This window comes from Candidatus Symbiopectobacterium sp. (assembly GCF_020054415.1).
Taxonomy (GTDB): domain Bacteria; phylum Pseudomonadota; class Gammaproteobacteria; order Enterobacterales; family Enterobacteriaceae; genus Symbiopectobacterium.
Genome location: NZ_JAHWCO010000489.1, coordinates 1 through 1,394 on the forward strand (window position 1 = coordinate 1; position 1,394 = coordinate 1,394).

The window sequence follows — 1,394 nt, forward strand, 5'->3', positions numbered from 1 at the left end:
AATCCAGGCGGCATCACAGAAATGGACGATGCCCTTACAGGACTGGCGTATGGCAATGAGTCGCTTTATTATCGAGTTCGGTGACCGCCTTGACGGTCACTTCTGAGGAAAGGCATTTACACAAAATCTTAAACAGGCTCCTCTACGGCTGTGGCGTTGCCATTAACGCGCGTGCTGCCGTGGTTCCCATTCGCACCATTCACAATCTGGCGCTGAACCCCAATTTTGGCGGAAAAGTGCTGGTTGTCGGTCTGGGTTGTGAAAAATTGCAACCGGAACGTCTGCTGGAAGGCACTCCCGATGTGTACGCTATCTCGCTGGACAACACCAGCATTGTGCGTTTGCAAGATGAGCACCATGTGGGGTTCCAGTCGATGGTCGATGACATTCTCACGATGGCAGATCGCCACCTGCAACGCCTTAACCTGCTTCGTCGTGAAACCTGCCCGGCTTCTGAGTTGGTGGTAGGGATGCAGTGCGGGGGCAGCGATGCCTTCTCCGGCGTGACGGCCAACCCGGCAGTGGGTTATGCCTCAGATTTACTAGGCTGTGTCCCTTAATTGCATAACTTCTTGTAAAATAGGCGGATGAAGCCCAGTTTAACCATCGACAGATAATTCCTCGCCGTTTTGTCATAACGTGTGGCAATACGGCGGTATTCTTTTAACCGGCCAAAACATCTTTCCACTACATTGCGATGACGGTAAGCGTCACTGGCGAACCGTGAGCGCCCCCCGTCCGAAGCCATTTTTTCATTCGTTTTTCGGAGGATGACTGCCTTTATCACCTTTCGTTTCAGCACGTTGCGTAGTGCATGCCCTGAATAAGCTTTGTCAGCCAGCACCGCATAACCACGACGCTTCATGCTGCCATTCTGGCGCCGAACACCAATACCGTCCAGAAGACGTAATGCGAACTGGCTTTCGTGAGCCTGTCCTGGGCTCAGCAGGATGTTTAACGGGAGACCACTTCCGTCTGTTGCCAGATGGATTTTGGTGCCAAAAACACCGCGAGAGCGACCCAGACCGTTATCTCCGGCGATGTCGTGATGTTTTTTTTTGAGCACCGGCAGCACATTTCAGCGCCCAGATATTACTGCCATCCAGCGCCGTGGCAGACCAGTCAACGAGACCATACGCATCAAGAGCAGAAAGTAACCTGTTAAAAATAATGTTAATCACACCCGATTTTGACCACCGATTAAAACGGTTATATACGGTTTTCCACGGACCATATCGCTCAGGTAAATCACTCCATGGAGCACCTGAGCACAGAATCCAGAACATACCATTGATGATTTTACGATGTTCTGCCCATGGACGTCCGGCACGTGGTATTGCTGGTTCAGCAGGCAGTAAAGACTGGATGATCATCCATGCTTCATCGGGAAGGTC

1 protein-coding gene and 1 pseudogene are annotated in these 1,394 nt (G+C 51.4%); one reads left to right on the forward strand and one right to left on the reverse strand.

What is annotated here, in order from left to right; all coding sequences use genetic code 11:
• Positions 1 to 140: 140 nt before the first annotated feature.
• Positions 141 to 545, forward strand: a pseudogene (locus tag QZ506_RS14340) (UxaA family hydrolase); the annotation flags it as partial.
• A gap of 11 nt (positions 546 to 556) precedes the next feature.
• Here the strand turns inward: QZ506_RS14340 and QZ506_RS14345 are convergent.
• A protein-coding gene (locus QZ506_RS14345; protein WP_291971936.1) for an IS5 family transposase occupies positions 557 to 1,394 on the reverse strand; the annotation gives its coding sequence in 2 pieces (ribosomal slippage) (positions 557 to 1,057 and positions 1,059 to 1,394; 837 coding nt annotated over the 2 pieces). This gene is flagged as partial in the annotation.